Below are 21709 nucleotides of genomic sequence, written 5' to 3'. Positions count from 1 at the left end.
CGCGCGCAGTGGATTGCCAGAACCAGCATGATCGGCGTAACCAGCGGCATGGCTCAAGACCCACAAACCCCGCCCGCTTTGTTCGATCGTGCTTTGCTGCGCGCGCGACAGCGCCGCGCGCAGGCGCAAGGTGCCGCGAGCTTCCTGCTGGATCGGGTCGCCGAGGACATCTCCGACCGGCTTGCCGCGGTAATGCGGGAGTTTCACACGGCGGCCGATCTCTGGACGCCCGGCGAGGGTCTCGCGGTGCTGCGCGCGCGACTGCCCTCGATCGAGCGCATTGAGCTCGATGCGTCGGGTGCGGAGAAGCTACCCTTTGCACCGGAGAGCCTCGATCTCGTGGTCTCGGCGCTGGCGCTGCAATTCGCCAACGATCTGCCGGGTGTGCTCGCGCAGATCCGTCGCGCGCTGAGGCCGGACGGGCTGCTGCTGGCGGCGATGATCGGCGGCGACAGCCTGACCGAGCTGCGCCAGGCCTTTGCCGCCGCCGAGGCCGAATGCGAGGGCGGCGTATCGCCGCGAGTCGCACCGTTCGCCGATCTGCGCGACGTTGGCGCGCTGTTGCAGCGGGCGGGGTTTGCGCTGCCGGTCACCGATGTCGACCGCGTCGTGGTGCGCTACGCCAACGCGTTCGCGCTGATGCAGGATATCAGGCGCATGGGCGCCGCCAATGTGCTGATCGAGCGGCGACGCACGCCCAGCCGGCGATCGACGCTGCTGCGGATGGCTGAAATCTACGCGGAACGCTTTGCCGACGCCGACGGCCGCATCCGTGCGACATTCGACATCATCTGGCTTTCCGGCTGGGCGCCGCATGCGAGCCAGCAGCAGCCGCTCAAGCCTGGATCAGCGAAGGCGAGCCTGGCGGAAGCGGTGAAGAAGGCCGGAGGGACGTAAGCTCTTTCCGCCGTCATGGCCGGCATGCCGTCCGAGGGACGGCGTCGCTTCCGCTCGCCTATGTCCCGGCCATCCACGCCTCTCGGTTCAGCACGAAGATCGTGGATGCCCGGGACAAGCCCGGGCATGACGCCGAGAGTGTGGTGCCCGCTTCGAATTCACATCAACAAATCAATCAAATGCGGGATCAGCGGAATGTCCGCGGGCGGCATGGGATAGTCGCGCAGCTTGTTGGCGCGAACCCAGGCCAGGGCCTGGCCTTCGCGCGGCGTGACCTGTCCCTCCCAGCGCCGGCAAATGAAGAGCGGCATCAGGAGGTGGAAGGTCTCGTAGCCGTAGCTCGCGAACGTCAGCGGCGCCAGACAGGGTTCGGCGACGGTGATGCCGAGCTCCTCGTGGAGTTCGCGGATCAGGCTCTGTTCCGGCCGCTCGCTGGGCTCGCACTTGCCGCCGGGAAATTCCCAAAGGCCGGCCAGCGTCTTGCCCTCGGGGCGCTGCGCGATCAGGACGCGCTTGTCGGCGTCGACCAGCGCGCAAGCCACCACGAGCGTCAGTTTGAGATCAGCCATGCCGCTTTCATTAGCCGCAATCGCCGTGCGGTTCTACCGGCTCGGCCGGCGATATTTCAGCTGCATGGATACTGTACGGCGGAGGAAACGCGTGGAAACAGGTAATAGTTCTCGCCGATCGGGATAGTCCCGGTGATCGCATAGCCAAGGTTGGGCGTGTATTGATACGTCACCTCGCCGAGTATCAACGATGTGTTGGAAGGTGAGGGCGTGCCGAGGGCCGCTGGCAAAATCACCTGCTGAGCTACTGGCCGCGCGGTGCCGTTGAGTGCTTTGCTCCAGGTCACCGTCGCTTTGCCGCTGGCGTCCGTGGATACTTCCGACACGACTACCGTCGTATTCGCTGAGGCATAGGGAGCGATCGTCACCGCCGATGCTCCAAGCATGGTGCTTAGCGATGCATCGGTGACGCACGCGTTTCGTGACACCAGGTCCGCGACCGTGTGGGCGGTTTCGCTGACCTTGACGCTGATGGCGAGCCCGTTCCCGAGTTCGACGCCGCCCACATAGAGCAGCAGCATGAACGGCACCACAATCGCGAATTCCACCGCGGCCACCGCGCGCGTGTCGGCCCACAAGTTTCGCACGTAATGAAGCATCCGGCTCATGAGTTGACAAAGGCCTCGTTCATGAAAGCCGTGGATGACATGATCAGGCGTTTGCCATTCGACTGGTTCGCCAGATTGAAGCCGAGCGGACCTAGGAAAACCGGCCATTGATACATCACCCGCACGACAACGATGTCGCCCTGATTGCCGGGGTTGAATTTCCAGACGTTCGTCACGTTGCCGCTGCCGTCAAACGTCAGGGCTGGCGCGCCAGTGTTCGCCGAAGACCATGATCCGGCTACTTGGACGTCGATCATCATCTTGCTGCAGTCGAACAAGATCACAACGTTGGAGCAGACTGCAGTGGCAAACTGGGCTTGGGTCATGCTCGCGGCCTGCGCCTGCCCCGTCAGGATCGCCCGGCTCGATTGGTTCACCACTTGCTCCAGGAGCTGCTGGGCAAAGAAAACAAGGAAGGTCTGGATGATTCCGAGCAACAAAGCGATGAATGCCGGACCGATCAGCGCGAACTCGACCGCGGTTGCGCCGTTCCGGTCGGCAAGGAACGCGCGCCAGCGGCGGCGTTTGGTTGTGGGCACGGCGTGCGCGGCGGTCATGACTGCTTTCTCTACTGGGTCAGGCGCGGATCGGACGCGACCTTCAGGAACAGGCTCTGGAGCGCGGACGTAATGTCGTCGTCGGTCGCCACCTTTTTGTACAAATCGGGCGACGAGGCGCAGGCTTGCAGATTTGTCTCGATCTGGCTGGTCGAGCCGGTGGACGTGCTGTTGAAGGGGTAGATCCATGAATCGTACCAGCCGTTGGATGTATGTAGCGCCGAGTCGTCGTATTCGGTGTAGATCACCGCGATACGGATCTTCCTGTTCTTGATGGTGGTGCAGATCGCGGGGTCGAGCGGTTGCTGGCAGCGCTTACCAGTGAGTTTCTTATTGCAGGAGTTCGTGTACGGGTCGGTCGTGATGTTCACGTCCTCAAGGCCGTCGGTAACGAGGAAGACGACTTCCTGTGGCGTATCGTTGGCGACATTGGTGCCGTTCCCCGGAGTCGGCATGATCTTGTTGAGAGCGCTTAATCCGCCCGCAATGCTGGTGTCGGCGTCGCTATTATTGTTCGACGATGTCAGCCAGTTGTTCTTGTAGACCGGCAGGACCTGAATGTTGTCGGCCTTGCTCTGGATGGTCGCTACCGTGTAGCTGGTCGTTGTGGCAGGCGTCGTGGGAGTTCGCACCACCCCAGGTTTTCCGGAAGGTGCGAAGACCGCCGAACTGCTGCCGCTTGTCGGAGAATTGTTTAGAGCAGTATCGAAGGTATAGATCGCAACCCCATACGTATTTCTGTTGATGCTCGATATCTGATAGGCCGTATTCATCAGCGATTTGACCGCTTGCGTCACCCGATCGATCCGTAACGTGAGGCCAAGATTGCGAGCAAGTTGGTAGTTATCAATCCCGCCTGGATTGCCCAGATTGTCCGCGGCAGGATTAGTCTGGTGGCATGCGAATCCGCATCCTTTCGTCCCGGTCGATGAATCGACCTGCTTTTGCGTGTTCGCGATCAGCGTTTTGATGTCGCTCGAGGTCGCGCCGATCGCCATGGAAGGCGAGGCGTCCAGCAAGAGATAGAAATCGATGTTGGGCGCGCCCTGGTTGCGTGTCGCTGCCTGGCCTGCGAACGGCCAACTCACCTGCTTGAGCACGCTCGGGAAGGCGTTGTTTGCGGCCGCAGTGTAGCAAACCTGGACGTTGCGAACGACTTGGTTGTTTGAGTTGACAGGGTCAGCAAAGACAGAGTCCAGGCCGGGGCAGGGAGCGTAGGTACAGTAGCCCGTTGTGGAGTCGGGTTTGCTGCAATTGACGGTGACCGTGAGAGTTGGCGGTGCGGCCAGGTTGTTGTTGCTGACCAGGCCATTCGCGGTGATGTTGAAAACGTTCTTCGCTGTGGTTTGGGCGACCTGCGGGCTCTTCTGCATCATCGTCGAGGTGACGGCGGCGACGGCGGCAGCATCGACGGCAGAGTCGAGATCAACCTTCATGTGCTGCGTATGCGTATAGTCCAGCGCCATCCCGAGCAGAAAGATTGTCGGAACCATCACAATTGCAAACATCACGGCGACGTTGGCCTTGCGATTTCTGGCAAAACGATACAACCAAGCCCGAAGCATGATCTTCATCCTAATCGCCGTGGGTCCCGGCAGAGGCAATTTCTCTGGCCGATCGGGGATCGAGGACCGGGAGCGCAACCGGGCGGCCTCTGACGACCTCTCGGCAGAGCGGAACTTTGAAGATGGGCTGTTAAGTAAAGCTTACGCCGATGTCGCGAACATGGGTGGCCGAAAATCCGACGCTGCCGGATCGAGCGGCATCATTAACGAAAGCTAAAGGCAGCCAGGAAATTGAAGCGAGCTCCTCGCCCGGCTGCATGCTGGACCTCGTTCTCCGGTGGAGAACCAAGAGAGGGACATCAGATTCACGACCTGTAATCCCCGTTGATCGCGACATACTCCTTGGTGAGGTCGCAGGTCAGTACGCGGTCGCGGCCCTTGCCGAGGCCGAGCGAGACCTTGATCGCGATCTCCGGCGCCTTCATCGCTTCCGACACCTGCGCCTCGTCATAGGACGGATCTCGCGCGCCGCTCCTGGCGACGCGGATGCCGTTGAAGGAGATCGAGAGCTTGTCGCGGTCAGCCGGCTCGCCGGCCTTGCCGACCGCCATCACCACGCGGCCCCAATTGGCGTCCTCGCCGGCGATTGCGGTCTTCACCAGCGGCGAGTTCGCGATCGACATCGCGATCTTGCGCGCCGAGGCCTTGGTCTTGGCGCCCTCGACGGTGATCTCGACCAGCTTGCGCGCGCCTTCGCCGTCGCGGGCCACTTGCTCGGAAAGATTGGCGAGCACCTGGTTGAAGGCCTTGACGAAGGCTTTCAGGCGCGGGTCGGTGGCGCGACTGATCTTCGGCGCGCCGTGTTCCGCAGCAGCACCGGTGGCAAAGGCCAGCAGCGTGTCCGAGGTCGAGGTGTCGCCGTCGATCGTGACCGCGTTGAAGGTGTCCTCGACGCCGCTTTTGAGCAGCGCCTGCAGCGCGGCAGGCGCGATCGGTGCGTCGGTGAAGATGAAGGACAGCATCGTCGCCATATCGGGCGCGATCATGCCGGCACCCTTGGCCATGCCGTTGATGGTGACCTTGGCTTTGCCGAGCTTCACGGTCGCGGTCGCGACCTTCGGGAAGGTGTCGGTGGTCATGATCGCCTTGGCGGCGGCGAGATAATCGCCGGCCTCGGCGGTTTCCGCGAGCCTCCCGAGCACGCCGTCGAACTTGGTCGCATCCAGCGGCTCGCCGATCACGCCGGTCGAGGCCAGGAAGATCTCACCCTCGGTGCATCCGACGGCCTTGGCCGCGATCTTCGCGGTCAGTGCCGTGGAGCTGCGGCCGGTCTTGCCGGTGAAGGCATTGGCGTTGCCGGAATTGACCACCAACGCGCGGGCCTTGCCGCCTTTCAGCTTGGCGCGGCACCATTCCACCGGCGCGGAGGGACATTTCGACTTGGTGAAGACGCCTGCGACCGCGGTGCCCTTGTCCATCACCGCCAGCAGCACGTCGGTGCGGTTCTTGTAGCGAATGCCGGCTTCGGCCGTCGCGAGACGGACCCCCGCGATCACGGGCATGTCGGGAACGTGTTTCGGGGCGAGGGGGGAAACGGAGGAGGACATCGGGGCGCCTTGGTGGGATCTGGACATGCAGATGCCCGGCGCGGGGGCCGGGCATCACAAAGGCTTAGATACTCTTCACGTCACCGAAGTGACAGCGAATTCTTACTTCTTCGCCGGGGGCGCCATCTTGCTGTCGGACGGCTTGGCGTCAGCCGGCTTGGCCGCATCGGCCGGCTTGGCGTCCTTTGCCGCATCCGCCGGCTGGTCCAGCCGCTCGACCTTGGCTTCCGCGCGCAGCTTGGCGACGTAATCGGCCTGGGCCTTGCGGGTGACATACTGCTCGATCTGCGCCTTGACCTGCTCGAAGTCCGGCGCCTTGCGGCTGCGCTTTTCCTCGACCTTGATGACGTGCCAGCCGAACTGCGACTTCACGGGGTCGGAGATCTTGCCCGGCTCGAGCGCGAAGGCGACCGCCGAGAATTCCGGCACCATCTGCTCCTTGGTGAAGAAGCCGAGGTCGCCGCCGTCGGCCGAGCCCGGATCCTTGGACTTCTTCTTGGCGAGTTCGGCGAAATCGGCGCCCTTGTCGAGTTCGGCCTTCACCGCCTTGGCCTCGTCCTCGGTCTCGACCAGGATGTGGCGGGCGTGCACTTCCTGCTCGCCGGTGATCTGCTTGGAGGCCTCCTCATAGACCTTCTTCATGGCATCCGGGGTGGTGGCGGCCTTGCCCTCGCCGGCGAGCAGGCTGTCCATCAGCAGGCGGTTGCGGGCGAACGCGAGCCGCTTCTTGAACTCCTCGCCCTCGGCGAGCTTCTTGTCCTCGGCGGCCTTGCCGACGATCTTCATGTCGATCAGGAAGGACAGGACGTTCTCGTCCTTGGTCGCCGGGTCCATCTGGGCGAGGCTCGGCCCGAGTTCCTCTTCGGCCATGGCGACGTCGCTCTTCTTGATTTCCGCGCCATTGACCTTCGCCAGCACCGGATCGTCGGCAGCCCGGCCGGGACCCGCGATCAGCGCCAGCGCAAGGCAGCCCACGAGGGCGGTGGCGAGGCCGAAGCGCAGGCCGGTTCTGGTTACCGGGAACGAGGTGGTCATGGAAAATCCTTTTGTTGAAGCAGGGGGCTGCTCGAGCGGGGCGGACACTCGCCCAATTCAGGGGGCCTTGGCAACGCGAAAAGTCTGTCAAAATGATGAATTAGCCGCAATGCACCCGCCGTTGACAAGGCCCTGACCGGGCCATATCTCTGCCCGGTCGCGTCCATGCGATGGCGTTTATTTTGCTGCGTTTTTGGCCGTTGAACCCAGACTTGCCCAACTCCCACCCATATGGCGGATGGACCCCCCGCAGACGGGGCTCTGGCGCCCAGCAGGCGTCACGGTGAGTTGATAGGCAGGCGGGTGACAACCTCTTTGCTGCAACGCGAACGCGGTTGAATCGCGAACACAGGAACTAAGCATGATCGGCGCGCTCGCCCGCAAGTTTTTCGGCTCCGCCAACGACCGGCGGGTGAAGGGATATCAGTCCCGCGTCAACGCGATCAACGCGCTGGAGCCCGAGGTCTCGAAACTCTCCGACGAGGCCCTCAAGGCCCGCACCGTCGAGTTCAGGAAGCAGCTCGCCGAGGGCAAGACCCTTGACGACCTGCTGGTCCCCGCTTTCGCCACGGTCCGTGAAGCCGCCAAGCGGACGCTCGGCCAGCGCCATTTCGATGTCCAGCTGATCGGCGGCATGGTGCTGCACGAGGGCGACATCGCCGAGATGAAGACCGGCGAAGGCAAGACCCTGGTCGCAACGCTCGCGGTCTACCTCAACGCGCTCGCCGGCAAGGGCGTCCACGTCGTCACGGTCAACGACTACCTCGCCCGCCGCGACTCCGCCTGGATGGGCCAGATCTACGGCTTCCTCGGCCTGACCACCGGCGTGATCGTGCACGGCCTCGACGATTCCGAGCGCAAGACGGCCTATGCCTGCGACATCACCTACGGCACCAACAACGAATACGGCTTCGACTATCTGCGCGACAACATGAAGTACCGGCTCGAGGACATGGTCCAGCGGCCGCACTTCTACGCGATCGTCGACGAAGTCGACTCCATCCTGATCGACGAAGCGCGCACGCCGCTGATCATCTCCGGCCCGCTCGACGACCGCTCCGACTTCTACAACACCATCGACGGCTTCCTGCCCAAGCTCGACAAGTCCGACTACGACGTCGACGAGAAGCAGCGCACGGTGACGCTGACCGAAGCCGGCATGGAGAAGATCGAGACGCTGCTGCGCGATGCCGGCCAGCTCAAGGGTGAATCGCTCTACGACGTCGAGAACGTTTCCGTCGTGCACCACATCAATCAGGCGCTGCGCGCCCACACGCTGTTCACGCGCGACAAGGACTACATCGTCCGCGACGACGAGGTCGTCATCATCGACGAGTTCACCGGTCGCATGATGCAGGGCCGCCGCTATTCGGAAGGCCTGCATCAGGCCCTGGAAGCCAAGGAGCACGTGCAGGTCCAGCCGGAAAACCAGACGCTGGCCTCGATCACCTTCCAGAACTATTTCCGGATGTACGAAAAGCTCGCGGGCATGACCGGCACGGCGCTGACCGAAGCCGACGAATTGTTCGACATCTACAAGCTCGAGGTCGTGGAGATCCCGACCAATTTGCCGGTCGCCCGTCTCGACGAAGACGACGAGGTCTATCGCACCCAGAACGAGAAATACGCCGCGATTCTGGCCGAGATCGAGCGCGCCAATGCGCGGCTGCAGCCGGTGCTGGTCGGCACCGCCTCGATCGAAAAATCGGAAGTGATCGCCGAATATCTCAAGAAGCACGGCTATCGGCAGATCGATTTCGGTAACGAAAATTCGATGCAGAAGCTGTACGCGGCGGCCCGCGCCGGCAAACCGGCAAAGCTGTTCGCGGTGCTCAACGCGCGCTTCCACGAGCAGGAAGCCTACATCGTCGCGGAAGCCGGCGTCCCCGGCGCGATCACGATCGCGACCAACATGGCCGGCCGCGGCACCGACATCAAGCTCGGCGGCTCGCTGGAAATGCGCATCCAGCAGGAGGCCGCTTCGATCGAGGACGAAGCCGAGAAGGCCTTGAAGATCGAGCAGATCAAGGCCGACATCGAGCACTTCCGCGACATCGTGCTGAAGGCCGAGGAAGAGGTCGAGATCGAGCCCGCGAAGGGTTCGAAGCCCGCCAAGACCGTGAAGAAGCCCGGCGGCCTCTACATCATGGGCTCCGAGCGCCACGAATCCCGCCGCATCGACAACCAGCTCCGCGGCCGCTCCGGCCGTCAGGGCGATCCCGGCCGCTCGAAATTCTTCCTGTCGCTGGAAGACGATCTGATGCGCATCTTCGGCTCGGATCGCCTCGACAGCATGTTGCAGCGTCTCGGCCTGCAGGAGGGCGAGGCCATCATCCATCCCTGGATCAACAAGGCGCTCGAAAAGGCGCAGCAGAAGGTCGAGGCGCGCAACTTCGATATCCGCAAGAATTTGCTCAAGTTCGACAACGTCCAGAACGACCAGCGCAAGGTGATCTTCGACCAGCGCGTCGACCTGATGAAGGACGACAGCGTCGCCGAGACCGTCGCCGACATGCGCCACGCCTTCATCGACGACCTCGTCGCCAAGCACGTGCCCGAGCATGCCTATGCCGAGCAGTGGGACGTCGCGGGCCTGAAGGAAGAGCTCAAGCGCGTGCTCGATCTCGACCTGCCGGTCGAGGACTGGGCCAAGGAAGAGGGCATCGCCGACGAGGAGCTGCTCACGCGCATCGAGACCCGCGCCGACGAGCACATGGCCGCAAAGGTCGCGCAATGGGGTCCCGACGTGATGCGTTACGTCGAGAAGACCATCCTGCTGCAGACGCTCGACCATCTCTGGCGCGAGCATCTGATCATGCTCGACCATCTGCGCCAGGTCATCGGCCTGCGCGGCTACGGCCAGCGCGATCCGCTGCAGGAGTACAAGACCGAGGCGTTCAACCTCTTCCAGGAGATGAGCGCGCATCTGCGCGAGGCCGTCACGGCGCAGCTGATGCGGGTCGAGATCGTGCCGCCGGAGCAGGAAGCCCCGGTGCTGCCGCCGATGGAAGCGCACAAGTTCGACCCGAACACCGGCGAGGACGAAATGGCGCTCGCGAGCGTCACGCTCGGAGCGCAGGCCACCGACGCGGCGTTGCGCGATCCCAAGAACCCGGCAAGCTGGGGCAAGATCGGCCGCAACGAGGATTGCCCCTGCGGCTCAGGCAAGAAGTACAAGCACTGCCACGGGCGGTACGCTTAGCGATCAGGTGTGAGGTGCGACGTCGGCGCCTCACATTCCACTGTCGTCGCCCGGTTTAGCCGGGCGACCCAGTACGCCACGGCTTCTCGGTTCAATCACGTCAGTCTCTGGAATACTGGATCGCCCGATTAAATCGGGCGATGACATCGAGTATGGGGCGCGCGGCTCCATCTCCTTCGCCGGGACGACCGTGTGGAGAGAGCTTGCTAAACACGCCAGCTCAATTCGAGCTGTCGATCAAGCTCTCCAGCAGCCGCTTCAATTCGCTCGTCGATTTGTCGCCGTAGCTCTCGAGGATGTGCTCTTCCTGGTCGACCGCGAGCGAGTTGAGCTTCTTGCTCAGCACCTTGCCGCGATCGGAGATGAACATCAGGACCTTGCGGCGGTCGTTCGGGTCCTGCACGCGGTAGACCAGCGTGTCCGAGACCATGCGATCGATCATCTTGGTCAGCGTCGGATGGTTGAGCAGCACGGCATCCGCGAGCTCTCCCATCGAATGGCCGTTGCCATCCGACAGGACTTTCAGAATGCGCCACTGCTCGACGGGCACGCCTTCCTTGCTCAACCGCAGTTCGAGCTGCCGGTTGATCTCCCGGTTGGCTTGCGCGAGCAGGTACGCGAGGTGTTCGGTGATCGGGGTGTTCGGTTTTGCCACGGCTAAGACTTTGTCTTGACCCAAATGAGTGAATGTCTTGCAATCGATGCTGCATCTATATGCACTTCAATTCTTGAATATTCAATATTTTCAAAATAGGATATTGCCCAACAATAGGGCGGGTGCCGCGGCCGCCTGCTGAATGAGCTTTCAAGTCTGGTATCAGACAGGAGTTGGCGTGCGCGCGACGGTAAACTTCCCGGCTCACGGCGGTCCGGCGTTACCGCCGTCCTTGCTGTTCAGGAATCTGTCGCCCGCGGCAGCGGATTTCGACCTGTCGCCGGCTGATGCGCATTTCATGAAGCGCCGCGGCGCACACAACAAGCTCCGCATCGGGGGCTTCATTTGCTGCACCGGCTCGCCCGGTGTCTGGGGCCCGTGCGCGACAAGCAGCGCGCAGCTCGCGGTCGCCGAGATCAACAAGCGCGGCGGCATTCTCGGGCGCGAGATCGAGCTTTCGATCTACGATGCCGGCGGGCCGCTCGACGGGATTCTGAGCCGCGCCGAGCAGGCGATCGCTTCCGATGAGATCGACCTCATCGTGGGACTGCATACCAGCGCGGTGCGTGTGGCGCTGCGCAAGGTCACGACCCGCCACCGTATCCCCTACATCTATACGCCCGTCTACGAGGGCGGCGAGCAGACGCCGGGTGTCATGGCGATCGGCGAGACGCCGCGCTGGCAGAGCCGCCCCTCCATCCACTGGCTTGCCGACGTCAAGAAGGCGGCGCGCTGGTACCTGATCGGCAGCGATTATGTCTGGCCCTGGCAGTCGCACCGCGCGGTGAAGCGCTACATCAAGGAGGCCGGCGGCCATGTCGTCGGCGAAGAGTTCGTTCCCCTCGGCGAAGACAACCACGAGCCGCATCTGGAGCGCATCCGTGCCGCGAGGCCTGACGTCGTCCTGATCTCGTTGATCGGCACCGACAGCATCACGTTCAATCGCGCGTTCGGCGAATGCGGCCTCGGCGCCACGACGCTGCGGCTGGCCGGGGCGATGGACGAGACCGTGCTGCTCGGAATCGGCGCCGACAACAGCGAAAATCTGTTCTGTGCCTCCGGCTATTTCCCGGGCATCGGATCGCGGGCCAACGACGACTTCCAGAGCCGCTATCGCGCGATGTTCGGACCGAACGGCCCCCCGATCGGCTCGCTCGGTCAATCCAGCTATGAGGGACTGCGCTTCCTTGAGGCCGTGGCAAACAAGGCGGGCACGTTGGCGATGGGGCCCATGCTCGCGGCCGGCCGCAACATCGTCTATGGCGGCGCGCGCGGCCCCGTCACCGTCAGGAACGGTCATACCCGGATGCAAATGTATCTCGCCGGCGCGGATGGCCTCGATTTCAAGCTGATCAAACCGATCTGACGCCGGCGCCCCATCTGCAAACGCCCGAATCCAAAATAATACTTGAAAAGGAAAATATTTCCGTCTGTAATATCAAGGTAGAGCCGATGGGCGCGCCCGCACACGCGCGCCAATGAGGCTCCAATGCCAGGGATTCCAATTCCAGGGATCAAGAAGCCTTTGAGGAGAGCGCCGTGACAGTTGTCCTTCCCACGCCAGCCCAATTGCGCAGTGTCGCCGACCAGTGCGGCCTTTCGCTGACCGACGACGATGTCGCCTCGTTCCGCGGTCTGATGCAGGGCTCGATCGAGGCCTACAATCTCGTCGGAGCCATGCCGGACGAGGTGCCGGAGGTCAAATATCCGCGCACGCCGGGCTATCGGCCCTCGCCGGAAGAGAACCCGCGCAACGCCTGGTATCGCAAGTCGACCGTGAAGGGGGCGGCGAGTGGCAAGCTCAAGGGCAAGACGGTCGCCCTGAAAGACAACATCATGCTCGCCGGTGTTCCCATGATGAACGGCTCGGCGACGCTCGAAGGCTACGTGCCCGATTTCGACGCCACCATCGTCACCCGCATGCTCGATGCGGGCGCCGAGATCGCCGGAAAAGTCCATTGCGAATCCTTCTGCATGTCCGGCGGCAGCCACACCAATGCGGTCGGCGCCGTCCACAATCCGCACAAGATGGGCTATTCGGCCGGCGGCTCGTCGTCAGGCAGCGGCGTCGTCGTCGCGCTCGGCGAAGTCGACATGGCGATCGGCGGCGACCAGGGCGGTTCGATCCGCATGCCGTCCTCGTTCTGCGGCACCTATGGCATGAAGCCGACCTGGGGCCTCGTGCCCTACACCGGCATCATGCCGATCGAGGTGTTCGTCGACCACACCGGCCCGATGACGGCGACCGTCGCCGACAACGCGCTGCTGCTGGAGGTGCTGGCCGGCGACGACGGCTACGACCCCCGCATCAAGGCGCCCAAGGTCGAGGAGTACACCAAGGCGCTCGGCCAGGGCGTCAAGGGCATGAGGATCGGCATCCTCAAGGAAGGCTTTGAGCAGGCGACGGCCGAAGCCGCCGTGAACGAGAGCGTGCGCGAGGCCGCAAAGCGATTCAAGGATTTGGGCGCCACGGTCGAGACCGTTTCGATCCCGATGCATCTCATGGGTCCCGCGATCTGGACGCCGATCGGCACCGAGGGCATGACCCAGACCATGATGTATGGCGACGGCTATGGTCTGTCCCGCTCCGATCTCTACTCGACCACGCTGATGGACTTCCATCGCGGCTGGCGGCGGCAGGCGGATTCTCTGTCCGAGACCACAAAGCTGTTCCTGCTGCTCGGCACCTACATCAACAACACCTTCGGTCCGCGCTATTACGGCAAGGCTCTCAACATCTCCCGACGCCTGACCGCGGCTTACGACAAGGCCTTCAAAGACTACGATTTGCTGCTGCTGCCGACGACGCCGATGAAGGCGACGAAGCTGCCGGAGCCCACGGCCAGCCGCGAAGACTATGTCGCGCGTGCGCTGGAGATGATCTCCAACACCGCGCCGTTCGACATCACCCATCATCCGGCGATGTCGCTGCCCTGCGGCATGGTCGACGGCCTGCCCGTCGGCCTGATGCTGGTCGGCCGCATGTTCGAGGAATCCACCATCTACCGCGCCGCCCACGCCTTCGAGCAGATCGGCGACTGGAAGAAGATGTGAGCGAGGGACTCATGCAGACGGACGTAACAGGGAAGCGTTTTCGGACGCGTCAAGACATCAAGCCGGAGCCCCGTTCCGATTCCTTCGGAACGGGAAAGGCTCCGGCGCATGGCTAACGCGTTCGTCGCGGCGTTCGAGATCCTGAGCTTTGGTGCGATCATCGTCCTGATCGTGCTGGGGCTCGGGATCATCGCCAGCATGATGGGCATCTTCAACTTCGCGCAGGGCGAGTTCGTCCTGCTCGGGGCCTACATCACCTATCTTGCCTACGCCAATGGCCTGCCGATCTGGGCCGGCATGGTCGCCGCACCATTCATTGTCGGCGCGCTCGGCTTCGTGCTGGAGGCGCTGATCATCCGACGCTTCTACGCAGCCCCCATCGTCGCCATGCTCGGCACCTATGCGCTCGGCCTGATCATCCGCGAATCCGTGCGCGGCTTGATCGGCGGCTTCTATCTCACCGTGCCGGAGCCGATCGGCGGCTCGATCGATATCGGTGCCATGCACATCTCGGCCTGGCGCTTCACCATCATCATCATCACGGCGCTGGTGATGGGCGGCTGCTATCTGCTGCTGGCGCGCACCAGCTTCGGCCTGCGCGTGCGCGCTACCCTGGAAAATCCTTCGCTGGCCCGCGCCTCCGGAATCTCCACGCCGCTGATCTACGGCGCCACCTTTGCGTTCGGCGCGGCGCTTGCTGGCCTTGCCGGCGCACTGATCGTGCCGGTGTTCAGCCTGTTCGCCGATCTCGGCCTGCGCTTCCTGATCCAGGGCTTTGTCGCGGTCATGGTCGGCGGCGTCGGCTCCTTCATCGGGCCGGTCGCGGGCGCCGGCGTCATCGGCACGCTCAGCGCCGCGCTGCCCTGGGTGATGGCGCCCGTCGTGGCCGATGTCCTCGTCTTCGTTCTCGCCATCGTCTTCATCAAATTCCGGCCGCAGGGCCTCATTGCTGGAAAAGGGGTTTAGTCACATGTCCGATCGTTCTCAGCTCTCCCGTCGCCGGTTCCTTTCGAATCTCGCCTTTGCCTCCGGTGCAGTCGCAACCGGCGTCGGCAGTTGGGTGATCCCGGCGCCCTGGGCCAATGCGGCCGAAGCCCCGATCAAGGTCGGCATCGCCACCGACCTCACCGGGCCGATTGCCTACGCCGGCAATGCCGACGCCAACGTCGCCAAGATGGTGATCAAGGAGATCAACGCCGGCGGCGGTCTGCTCGGCCGCCCGCTCGAGCTCTTTGTCGAGGACACCGCCTCGAACGAATCCGTCGCGGTCGGCAACGTCCGCAAGCTGATCCAGCGCGACAAGGTCGACATGGTATTGGGCGGCATCACCTCGTCGATGCGCAACGCCATCAAGGACCCGATCGTCGCGCGCGGCAAGACGCTCTACATCTATCCGCAGCTCTACGAAGGCAAGGAGTGCACGCCTTATCTGTTCTGTACCGGGCCGACGCCGGCGCAGCAGTGTGACGAGTTCATTCCCTGGCTGATCAAGAACGGCGGCAAGAAGTTCGCGCTGCCGAGCGCCAACTATGTCTGGCCGCACACACTCAACGTCTACGCCCGCAAGGTGATCGAGGCCAACGGCGGCGAGGTCGTGTTCGAGGAATACTATCCGCTTGACCAGGTCGACTTCTCCTCGACCGTCAACCGCATCATCTCCAACAAAGTCGACGTCGTCTTCAACACCGTCATCCCGCCCGGCGTCGGTCCGTTCTTCAAGCAGCTCTACGAGGCCGGCTTTCTCAAGAATGGCGGACGGCTGGCCTGCGTCTACTATGACGAGAACACGCTCAACATCAATCAGGCGGCCGAGATCGAGGGTCTCGCCAGCTGTCTCGATTATTTCAAGGTGCTCACCAAGGAGAACCCGTTCGACGCAAAAATCCAGGCGGCCTACGAGAAGGATTTCCCGGGCAACTTCCTGTTCGCTGCCGGCAGCGCCGCCACCGGCACCTATCGCGGCCTGAAACTGTGGGAAGCCGCCGTCAAGGAAGCCGGCAAGGTCGATCGCGACTCGGTCGCCGCTGCGCTCGATCATGCCAAGATCGCCGAAGGTCCCGGCGGACCTGCCGAGATGGTGCCGGGCAAGCGCCACTGCAAGATGAAGATGTACACCGCTGTCGCCAAAGGCGGGAACTACGAGATCGTCGGACGCAGCGACGGACTCGTCGATCCCAAGGAATGCTAGAGTCGAATGCCGAAAGCGATGGGCGCAGCGAAGCAGGCAGTCCCCGCCGAGATCGGCGGGGAGCAGAACGTTGCCATGGTTGAACACGGATCAGCAGGGCAAGCCGGTTCGGTGCGGAAAATCCTGCCGATCGTGGAGGGCGTCGTGCTCGTCGTGGCGCTGCTCGCCCCGCTGGTGCTGCAGGACTACCTCACGGTGTTCGCGACGCGCGTGATCATCCTCGCGCTGTTCGCACTGTCATTCGACCTGGTGTGGGGCTATGCCGGCATCATGAGCTTCGGCCAGGCGCTGTTTTTCGGCTCGGCCGGCTATGGCGTGGCGCTGCTCGCGCGCGATCTCAACATTACCAACATCTTCCTGGTGCTGCCCGCGGGCACCATGATCGGGCTCACCTTTGCGCTACTGCTGGGCGGCTTCCTGCTGCTTGGACGGCATCCCTCCAGCGTGATCTTCGTCTCGCTGGGCACGCTGACCGGATCCTACGCCGCCGATCGGCTTGCGCGCGGCTGGTACTATCTCGGTGGCCAGAACGGCATCCCCTCGATCTCCTCGATGACGCTCGGCAGTTACGAGTTCTCGGAAGGGCCGCCGTTCTATTATCTCGTGCTTGGCCTGCTCGTCGTGGTCTATCTCCTCTGCCGCTTTCTGGTGCGCTCGCAGTTCGGGTTGGCGCTCGCGGGATTGCGCGAGAACGAGCAGCGCATCGCCTTTTTCGGCTACAAGGCGCAGCATCTGAAGGCGATCATTTTTGCGATCGGAGGCGCAGTGGCCGGCCTCGCCGGCAGCCTCTATGCCTTCCACGAAGGTTTCGTCTGGCCCAACATGGTCGGCGTCGTGGTCTCGACGCAAGTGGTGCTCTATGTGCTGTTCGGCGGCTCCGGCACGCTGATCGGCGCCGTCATCGGTGCCGTCATCGTTGAGGGCGTCAGCTTCTGGCTCTCGGACAATTACCGCGAGGTCTGGCCGATCATCCTTGGCGTGCTGCTCCTGCTGGTGATTCTGTTCCGGCCGCTCGGCCTGATCAGCTTCGTGCTCGGCGAGCGCGAGCGGGTCGGCAGCTTTGGTGGCAAATCCAGGAAGACCGGGAAGGAGAAGCGCGATGCCGCTCCTTGAAGCCAGCGGCGTCAAGAAGATCTTCGGGAAGCTCACCGCGCTCGACGGCGCCGCGCTGACCGTCGGCGAGAACGAGTTTCACGGCCTGATCGGCCCGAACGGCTCCGGCAAGAGCACGCTGATGAAGTGCATCGCCGGCGCCGAGGTGCCGACACAGGGCAAGGTCTCCTTCGTCAACGCCGATATCACCGCGTTCACGCCGACCGAGCGTGCCCGCGCCGGTATGAGCTTGAAATTTCAGATCACATCCGTGCTGCCGACGCTGACGCTCTACGACAACATTCTGCTCGCGCTGCAGGCGCAATCCTCGCTGTTCGATCTCGTGTTCTCGCGCACGCGCGGGCTCTTGCACGATCAGGTCATGACCATGCTGACGCAATTTCGCCTCGCCAACCGCGCTTTCGACGCGGCGGCGGCGCTGTCGCACGGCCAGCAGCAATGGCTGGAGATCGCGATGGCGCTGGCCTGCAAGCCGAAGCTTCTGCTGCTGGACGAGCCGACCGGCGGCATGAGCCTGGAGGAGCGCCGCGTCACCGGTGAATTGCTGCAGCCGATCAAAAAGCATTGCTCGCTGGTCATCGTCGAGCACGATCTCGATTTCATCCGCGACATCTGCGATCGTCTCACCGTGCTCGACCAGGGCAAGGTGCTGGCGTCCGGCACGGTGTCGGAGATCCAGGCCAACAAGGCCGTCCAGGAGATTTATTTGCGCCGTGCCTGAATTTTTGGACATCAAGCATCTCGACGCCGGCTATGGTCGCAGCCAGGTCCTGTTCGACGTCAACCTCGGCATTCGCTGGCGCGGCGGTGTCGCCGTGCTGGGCCGCAACGGCGCCGGCAAGACCACGCTGATGAAGACCATCGTCGGCGAACTGCCGGCGTGGAAGGGCGAGGTCGCCTTCGATGGCCGCGACATCAGCCGCCGCGCGACCCAGGAGCGGGTGCGCGCCGGCATCGGCTACGTGCCGCAGGAGCATTCGGTGTTCGCGCGCCTGTCGGTGCGCGACAATCTCGCGGTCGGGTCGCTCGCGAGCAGGAAAGCCGACGCGGTCGAGCACGTGCTGACCATCTTCCCAAAGCTCGGCCAGCGCCTCGACCAGCCCGCCGGCACGCTTTCCGGCGGCGAGCGCAAGATGCTCGCCATCGGCCGCGCCATGCTGGGCGATCCAAAACTTCTTCTGCTCGACGAGCCGACCGAAGGCGTCTGGATCGGCGTAATCGAGGAGATCACCGAGCGCCTGATCGAGCTTGCGAAAACCATCGCCGTCATCATCGTCGAGCAGCACCTCGACCTCGCGCTCCGCGTCGCCGATTACGCCTACGTGCTGGACCGCGGCCGCGTCGCGCTGCAAGGCGAAGCGGGCGAGGTGAGGGGCAATCCGGAGCTGCTGCGGTATCTGGCGCCGTAGGGCGCGCGTGAAGCGCGTCGCTCTCACACCGAACTCGGCTGTCATGCCCCGCGAAGGCGGGGCATCCAGTACGCCGCAGCTTCTCGATCGATAAGGGGTGCCTCTGGAATACTGGATTCCCCGCCTTCGCGGGGAATGACGGCGTCAGGCTGGGATGGATCGAAGAGATTAAGCGGAGCGCCCGCTTTACTTCACCGCCCCAAACCGGCTGTCGAACGAGTTCGATTGCACCACCGGCGCGGCGCCCATGATCTGGGTCGCTTCACCCGCGCCATCCGACACCGACGGCTTCAGCGTCGGGCGGGTTGCGGCGAGGCGGGTGTCGGGCTTCGCAGCTTCGGCGGGTTTGGCAGCGGCAACAGCCGGCTTCGGTGCATCCTTCGCTGCGTCCTTGGACGTGTCGCGGCCCGGTACGAACCGGGTCACCGCGGCCTTCAGCCGGGACGCTGCGGTGGGCGGCGTCGTGGTCGTCGTTGCAGCCGGAGCGACGGATGCCGTGGCCTGCGGCGGCGGCGTGGTCGCCGTGGCGTCGGCATTGCCCACACCCATCTTGCGGCCGAGATTGGAGAAGAAGCCGGATTTCTCGGGCGGAGCTGCGGTGGCGACGCGGGCGCTGGCGGCGGGCGCGCTGACGGCGACGACCGGCTCTTCCTGCGGCGAGGGCGCGGCTGCATCGAGATTCGGCTTCGGCGGATTGACGTGTCCAGGGATGGTGCCCGGCGCCTTCGCCATCGCCAACATCTGGAGCGTGGTGCCTTCGGCGCCCTCCGACAGGCCGGTCGAGCCTTCCGGAATCTTCGCGGCAAAGATCTTGTTCATGCCGCCGTCGATGCCGGTGTTCATGCGCGCAACGGGCGTGCCGCGCGAAACCAGCTTGTTGTACTCCGCCTGGTCGCGCGCATCCTTCTCGCGCACGGCGCTGGCGATCTCCTCGGGGATCACATAGGCCGGGCACTTAGCGGACGCGTCGAACACCGGATCGCGCTTGGCGTCGGGCGGCTTCGCCGCGTCGAACACGTACTTCTTCTCGCAGAAATCGACCTTCGGCTCCTGCCGCGTCACCTCGAAATGATCATAGCCTTCCTTGATCATCTTCCAGAACGGCATGTTCGGATTGTTCCGGTGCTTGGCCATGTTCACCGGCGTCATCTTGAACGGATAGGCCTGCAACTGGAACGCCTTCTGGCCGCCGAAGAAGGACTCGCGCCCGAGCGAATAGATCTCGGCGATCTGCTCGTCCGTCATCGCGTAGCAGCCGCGCGACGAACAATCGCCATGCACCATCAGCTGCGACCCGCTGCGGCCCAAAGCCTTGTCGAACGCGTTCGGATAGCCCGTGTTGAACGACAAATAGTACGCCGATTGCGGATTCATCTGGCCCGGATTGATCGAGTAGAATCCTTCCGGCGCCTGACGATCGCCTTCGCGCACCTTCGGGCCGAGATCGCCCGACCAGCGACAGATCGGATAGGTCTTGAGCAGCGCGAACTGGCCGTTGCGGGTCTGCTTCCAGACCTCGAGCTCGGCCTCCTGCTTGAACAGGCGCACCAGGATCGGTGATTGCAGATCCATGTTCTTCTCGACCATCGCGGCGAGAAGCTTTGGCGGCACCGGCTGGTTGGCCTTGGCATTGGTCGCAAGCGAAACCTGGTCGGTGTCGCAGCCGGCCAGCACGAAGCTGGCGGCAAGCGCCACCGAAACCAGAAACGCGCGAGCAAGCGAACGAGAAATCAAGATGGACCCCACACCGTCCAAGGCATCGCGCGCAAACCCCAATCTTGAAGCATGATCCGACCGGAGACCGGGACCCGTCGCGACGGGCTTTTTCGCAATCACGCTCCAGCGCTTATGCCCTGAAGCCATTGATTAAAATTCTAACCTCTGGGTCATGTGGTCGCAACCCGCACGGGGATCACGAGCCCGTTGGCCCAAAGGCGTGGTCAACGAAGACTTAAACTGGGCTGAAACTTGGGCCTTTCGGCCAAACCAGCACTGAGATCGCTGATTTGGGCAAAAAAAGGGTTAACGCGGGGTTATCGGGGGCCTCCGGGACGGTTTGGCCGGCCTCAAATTCAGCGTCGTCTCGGCGAAAGCCAGGACGACGGCGGAGGGGGACGCGTCCAACGGGCCCCAAAGCCCGCCCGAATCAGCCCAGTTTCCGGCCAATATCGAGGAATTTCTGCCGCCGATGCTTGCGGATGGCGTCCCCGTCCAGACCCCGGAGTTCGTCAAAGGCCTTGGCAATGGCGTCGCCCGTGGTGGCGATCATGGCGGCGGGGTCGCGATGGGCGCCGCCGACCGGCTCCTTCAGGATGCTGTCGATCACGCCGAAGCGGAGCATGTCCTGGGCCGTGATCTTCATGTTGTTGGCGGCTTCCTGCGCCTTGGAGCCGTCGCGCCAGAGGATCGAGGACGCCGCCTCGGGCGAGATCACGCTGTAGATCGCGTGCTCCAGCATCAGGACCTTGTTGGCGGTGGTGATGGCGATGGCGCCGCCCGACATGCCCTCGCCGGTGATGATGGCGACGTTCGGCACGGTCAGCGCCATGCAGGCATCAGTCGAACGCGCGATCGCCTCGGCCTGGCCGCGCTCTTCCGCGCCGATGCCGGGATAGGCGCCGGCGGAATCGGCGAGCGACAGCACCGGCAGGCCGAACCGCTCCGCCATCTCCATCAGCCGCACGCATTTGCGATAGCCCTCGGGCCGCGCCATGCCGAAATTATGCTTGATGCGGCTCTCGGTGGAATCGCCCTTTTCCTGGCCCATCACGCAGATGGCCTCGCCGCGGAAGCGGCCGAAGCCGGCCACCAGCGCCTCGTCCTCGCCGAACTTGCGATCGCCGGCGAGCGGGGTGAACTCGGTGATCAGGCCCTTGATGAAGTCGTTGAAATGCGGCCGCTGCGGATGCCGCGCGACCAGCGTTTTCTGCCACGGCGTCAGGTTCAGATAGAGGTCGGCCATCGCCTGCGCCGCCTTGTCCTCGATCCGCCCGATCTCCTCGGCGATGTCGCTGCCGGAGGCCGCAAGCGTCCGCAATTCATCGAGCTTGGAATCGAGCTCGGCGACGGGCTTTTCGAAATCGAGATAGCTGCGCATCTGGTCTGGCATCAACTCAATATAGGGAGGACGGGGCGAGGCGGCGAAGCGGATTCGATGTCGCGGAAAGAAGTGTAGGTTCGTCAATGAGTTGGCTTGTGTGCTCGCAACGAGCGCAGGCCAAATCATCGTGAGGCCCCGGCTCTTTCTGCGGAGATGTGGCCGAAGTCAAGGCGGTTTCATCGTTCCAGTACCGTAGCCCGGATGAGCGAA

18 protein-coding genes are annotated in these 21709 nt (G+C 63.5%); 9 read left to right on the top strand and 9 right to left on the bottom strand.

Features of this window, described 5'->3' with window-relative positions:
- Positions 1–27 precede the first annotated feature (27 nt).
- The gene (locus IVB36_RS05660; protein ID WP_026232416.1) at positions 28–897 is read left to right on the top strand and encodes a methyltransferase domain-containing protein; all 870 of its coding nucleotides are present in this window, start codon (positions 28–30) and stop codon (positions 895–897) included.
- A gap of 158 nt (positions 898–1055) precedes the next feature.
- Here IVB36_RS05660 and IVB36_RS05655 read toward each other — a convergent pair whose 3' ends face one another.
- The 6 genes from IVB36_RS05655 to IVB36_RS05630 form a co-directional block, all read right to left on the bottom strand.
- Positions 1056–1466 (bottom strand): (deoxy)nucleoside triphosphate pyrophosphohydrolase, encoded by a 411-nt coding sequence (locus tag IVB36_RS05655; protein WP_018452905.1) that lies wholly within the window; start codon positions 1464–1466, stop codon positions 1056–1058.
- Positions 1467–1522: 56 nt separating this feature from the next.
- Positions 1523–2074 carry a TadE/TadG family type IV pilus assembly protein gene (locus tag IVB36_RS05650; RefSeq protein WP_018452906.1) on the bottom strand — a complete coding sequence of 184 codons (552 nt, stop codon included), beginning with the start codon at positions 2072–2074 and terminating at the stop codon, positions 1523–1525.
- Positions 2071–2631: a TadE/TadG family type IV pilus assembly protein gene (locus tag IVB36_RS05645; protein WP_018452907.1), complete on the bottom strand. Its 561-nt coding sequence runs from the start codon at positions 2629–2631 to the stop codon at positions 2071–2073. Before IVB36_RS05645 ends, IVB36_RS05650 begins: the two co-directional genes overlap by 4 nt.
- An 11-nt stretch (positions 2632–2642) precedes the next feature.
- Positions 2643–4205, bottom strand: coding sequence for a pilus assembly protein TadG-related protein (locus IVB36_RS05640; protein ID WP_245288362.1), 1563 nt, complete (start codon positions 4203–4205; stop codon positions 2643–2645).
- 296 nt (positions 4206–4501) lie between these two features.
- Positions 4502–5743 carry a bifunctional glutamate N-acetyltransferase/amino-acid acetyltransferase ArgJ gene (argJ, locus tag IVB36_RS05635; RefSeq protein ID WP_026232418.1) on the bottom strand — a complete coding sequence of 414 codons (1242 nt, stop codon included), beginning with the start codon at positions 5741–5743 and terminating at the stop codon, positions 4502–4504.
- Positions 5744–5845: 102 nt separating this feature from the next.
- On the bottom strand, positions 5846–6778 hold the full coding sequence (locus IVB36_RS05630; protein WP_018452911.1) for a peptidylprolyl isomerase: 933 nt from the start codon (positions 6776–6778) through the stop codon (positions 5846–5848).
- Between the two features lie 361 nt (positions 6779–7139).
- Between IVB36_RS05630 and secA the strand changes: the two genes are divergently transcribed.
- Positions 7140–9980: a preprotein translocase subunit SecA gene (gene secA, locus IVB36_RS05625; RefSeq protein WP_204512793.1), complete on the top strand. Its 2841-nt coding sequence runs from the start codon at positions 7140–7142 to the stop codon at positions 9978–9980.
- A 220-nt stretch (positions 9981–10200) separates the two neighbouring features.
- Here secA and IVB36_RS05620 read toward each other — a convergent pair whose 3' ends face one another.
- A complete protein-coding gene (locus IVB36_RS05620; RefSeq protein WP_007599198.1) occupies positions 10201–10635 on the bottom strand; it encodes a MarR family transcriptional regulator in 435 nt (144 codons plus the stop codon).
- 178 nt (positions 10636–10813) lie between these two features.
- Between IVB36_RS05620 and IVB36_RS05615 the strand changes: the two genes are divergently transcribed.
- From IVB36_RS05615 to IVB36_RS05585, 7 genes are all read left to right on the top strand, one after another.
- Complete coding sequence (locus IVB36_RS05615) at positions 10814–12001, top strand: substrate-binding domain-containing protein (RefSeq protein WP_085384113.1); 1188 nt, start codon at positions 10814–10816, stop codon at positions 11999–12001.
- A 173-nt stretch (positions 12002–12174) separates the two neighbouring features.
- Positions 12175–13689 carry an amidase gene (locus IVB36_RS05610; protein WP_026232420.1) on the top strand — a complete coding sequence of 505 codons (1515 nt, stop codon included), beginning with the start codon at positions 12175–12177 and terminating at the stop codon, positions 13687–13689.
- 108 nt (positions 13690–13797) lie between these two features.
- Positions 13798–14655: a branched-chain amino acid ABC transporter permease gene (locus tag IVB36_RS05605; RefSeq protein ID WP_018452915.1), complete on the top strand. Its 858-nt coding sequence runs from the start codon at positions 13798–13800 to the stop codon at positions 14653–14655.
- A 4-nt stretch (positions 14656–14659) separates the two neighbouring features.
- Positions 14660–15877, top strand: coding sequence for a substrate-binding protein (locus IVB36_RS05600; RefSeq protein ID WP_018452916.1), 1218 nt, complete (start codon positions 14660–14662; stop codon positions 15875–15877).
- Positions 15878–15883: 6 nt separating this feature from the next.
- Positions 15884–16990 carry a branched-chain amino acid ABC transporter permease gene (locus IVB36_RS05595; protein ID WP_018452917.1) on the top strand — a complete coding sequence of 369 codons (1107 nt, stop codon included), beginning with the start codon at positions 15884–15886 and terminating at the stop codon, positions 16988–16990.
- A complete protein-coding gene (locus tag IVB36_RS05590) occupies positions 16977–17711 on the top strand; it encodes an ABC transporter ATP-binding protein (RefSeq protein ID WP_018452918.1) in 735 nt (244 codons plus the stop codon). Before IVB36_RS05595 ends, IVB36_RS05590 begins: the two co-directional genes overlap by 14 nt.
- A complete protein-coding gene (locus IVB36_RS05585) occupies positions 17704–18399 on the top strand; it encodes an ABC transporter ATP-binding protein (protein WP_247390852.1) in 696 nt (231 codons plus the stop codon). Before IVB36_RS05590 ends, IVB36_RS05585 begins: the two co-directional genes overlap by 8 nt.
- A 186-nt stretch (positions 18400–18585) precedes the next feature.
- Here IVB36_RS05585 and IVB36_RS05580 read toward each other — a convergent pair whose 3' ends face one another.
- Both IVB36_RS05580 and IVB36_RS05575 read right to left on the bottom strand, forming a co-directional pair.
- Positions 18586–20133 (bottom strand): murein L,D-transpeptidase family protein, encoded by a 1548-nt coding sequence (locus tag IVB36_RS05580; protein WP_231189755.1) that lies wholly within the window; start codon positions 20131–20133, stop codon positions 18586–18588.
- 412 nt (positions 20134–20545) lie between these two features.
- Positions 20546–21508, bottom strand: a complete 963-nt coding sequence (locus IVB36_RS05575) for an acetyl-CoA carboxylase carboxyltransferase subunit alpha (protein WP_007599220.1) — start codon at positions 21506–21508, stop codon at positions 20546–20548.
- Between the last annotated feature and the right edge of the window lie 201 nt (positions 21509–21709).

The sequence above is a fragment of the Bradyrhizobium sp. 35 genome, from assembly GCF_023073215.1.
Lineage (GTDB): Bacteria > Pseudomonadota > Alphaproteobacteria > Rhizobiales > Xanthobacteraceae > Bradyrhizobium > Bradyrhizobium canariense_D.
Note: the sequence above shows the minus strand (reverse complement) of the source record. Positions and strands in the feature narration are given on the sequence as shown.